The sequence below is a fragment of the Rhodothermales bacterium genome, from assembly GCA_013002345.1.
Classification (GTDB): Bacteria; Bacteroidota; Rhodothermia; order Rhodothermales; family JABDKH01; genus JABDKH01.
In genome coordinates, this window is sequence record JABDKH010000124.1 from 1 (window position 1) to 2,075 (window position 2,075).

The 2,075-nt window shown below is 56.7% G+C and carries 4 protein-coding genes; all 4 read left to right on the plus strand.

Going from position 1 to position 2,075, the window contains the following annotated elements; translation table 11 throughout:
• Nucleotides 1–225 (plus strand): glycosyltransferase family 1 protein (locus HKN37_06405; protein NNE46274.1); only part of this gene is annotated, 225 nt, incomplete at its 5' end.
• Nucleotides 222–1,091, plus strand: a complete 870-nt coding sequence (locus tag HKN37_06410; GenBank protein ID NNE46275.1) for a hypothetical protein — start codon at nt 222–224, stop codon at nt 1,089–1,091. The genes HKN37_06405 and HKN37_06410, both read left to right, overlap by 4 nt.
• 2 nt (nt 1,092–1,093) lie before the next feature.
• Nucleotides 1,094–1,867 carry a hypothetical protein gene (locus tag HKN37_06415; GenBank protein ID NNE46276.1) on the plus strand — a complete coding sequence of 258 codons (774 nt, stop codon included), beginning with the start codon at nt 1,094–1,096 and terminating at the stop codon, nt 1,865–1,867.
• A partial coding sequence (locus tag HKN37_06420; GenBank protein NNE46277.1) for a glycosyltransferase occupies nt 1,864–2,075 on the plus strand: 212 nt, incomplete at its 3' end. The genes HKN37_06415 and HKN37_06420, both read left to right, overlap by 4 nt.

Below are 2,075 nucleotides of genomic sequence, written 5' to 3' on the forward strand. Positions count from 1 at the left end.
CCCCTCATTACCTCGACGGGCAACGGTCTGAAAGAGATCGCAGGCGAGGCAGCCGTGCTCGTCGATCCCCGGGAGCATTCGGCGATCGCGGCAGCCCTCGGCCATGTCTTGCAGAACGAAGATGTCAAGACCAGTCTGGGACAAAAGGGTCTCGAACGCTCGAAAATGTATTCGTGGGAAAAATGCGCCAATGAGACGCTGGATGTTCTGGAGAACTGCAGATGACAGCATCCGCGGACAGTCCGGAGTTTTCTGTTCCGGACGACCTCTTCCCGGGAACGATCGTCATCCTTGCGCCGCACATGGACGACGAAACTCTCGCGTGCGGGGGCACGATCGCGGCGCTGTCGGACAAGTCGCGAATACTCGTTGCCTTTGTGACCGACGGAGCGATGTCACCAGCACCCACTTTCCGCTGGCAAGGGTCACCCTCGACTTCGCTTCCTGCAGTTCGAAAACGCGAGGCTGAGAACGCGTTGTCCACCCTTGGCGTACCGAAAGACAATATCTACTTCCTTGATTATCCGGACGGCGAGCTCAGTGCACATGTAGACGACCTTGCTGTTCGGCTGGCGGAGATTCTAAAAAGTACAAAGCCGGCATTCGTATTCGTTCCCTTCCGATACGATAGACATCCGGATCATCTTGCCACGTACGCGGCAGCCATCGCAGCCTCCGAGATTGCGACCAACGCACCCAGAATCGTCGAATATTTTGTCTACTACAAATGGCGACTCGTTTCCGGAGGCGATGTCCGCGATTGGATTCGGTCCGATTGTCTTGCCACTGTGGACACTTCAGAACAGCGCCGGCTCAAACTCACAGCCTTGCGATGCTACGAAAGCCAGACGACGGTGCGAGAAGAATGGCAAACGCGGGCGATTCTACCGCCGGAAAGACTTGGAGAGGTTTCTCAGTCACCGGAGATGTTTCTGGTTCATCATGAGGAGTTCCCGGGCTCGCTCATCTTCGAGCGGGGTCGTCGATGGATACCGCTTGTTCATCGTATCGAACCCGTTCTCAAGAAACAAAAAGATCGTTTCAACGCGTTTGTCAGGTTGATCACCAGCGCGAAGCAGACTCAGGGCTGACATTGTCCATAACCGTTGTCGTTTTTTCCAGTGGACCAACGCTGCGAGCCAGTGTTCGAAGATTTGTTTGCCGACTCGAGCATCACCCGGACATTCAACTGCTGGCCGTCTATTGTGAGACGAAGGAATCAGGCCTGGGAGGAATCGTTCGAGATGCCTGGCGACGTCGCGGTATTCTTGCCGGTCCCGTCCTCGCTCTCACGGCTGCCGGGGCTGCAGTCGACTGGCTGACCCGTCCGAAACAATCATCCCGAATCCGCACGTGCATCCGCTCGGTTCAAGAGCGCATCCATTACGTACCTGACATACATGCCGAAGGCGTCGTTGAGAGTATGCGCGCACAGTCGCCGGATGTCGGGCTGGTTTACGGCAGTCCGATCTTGCGGCCGGAGCTGTTTGAGATCCCACGGCTCGGAACACTGGGAATTCACCACGGCAGAATGCCTGAGTATAGAGGAAAGAAGACCACGTTCTGGGCACTTTACAATGGAGATCCAAGGGCAGGCGTAACCATTCAGAAGATCAACGCCGGACTCGATACCGGAACCATCGTTGCGGAAGGCCACGTGGACGCACGCGGTCGGTCCTTGAGAGCGGTCTGGAACGACCTGGAACAGCGGGGTCTAGACCTCTACGTAACGGCAACACTTGGATATGTGCGTGGCGAGCTCGTTCCTTCGGCGTGGGACGGGCCGAAGGGCAAGCTTTATCGCGACCCCGGTGCGCGCGATATTCTAAGGTTCATCTGGCGGCGGTACCGCCCGGGGTCAAAATGACGCAGCGATGTCTCATCGTCATACCCGCTCGAAACGAGCAGGACACCATCTCTGATGTAATCATCGGACTGCGAACGCATACTCCGACCCTTGACCGACTGGTTGTTCAGGACGGCTCCAGTGATTCGACGCAACAGGAAGTCGAGGAACTGGGCGAGATGCAATTGAATCTCCCCTTCAACATTGGCTACGGCCTGGCTCTGCAGAC

Excerpts from the sequence above, each read along its gene's own strand:
- HKN37_06410 (NNE46275.1), top strand. The coding sequence starts at position 222 with ATGACAGCATCCGCGGACAGTCCGGAGTTTTCTGTTCCGGACGACCTC.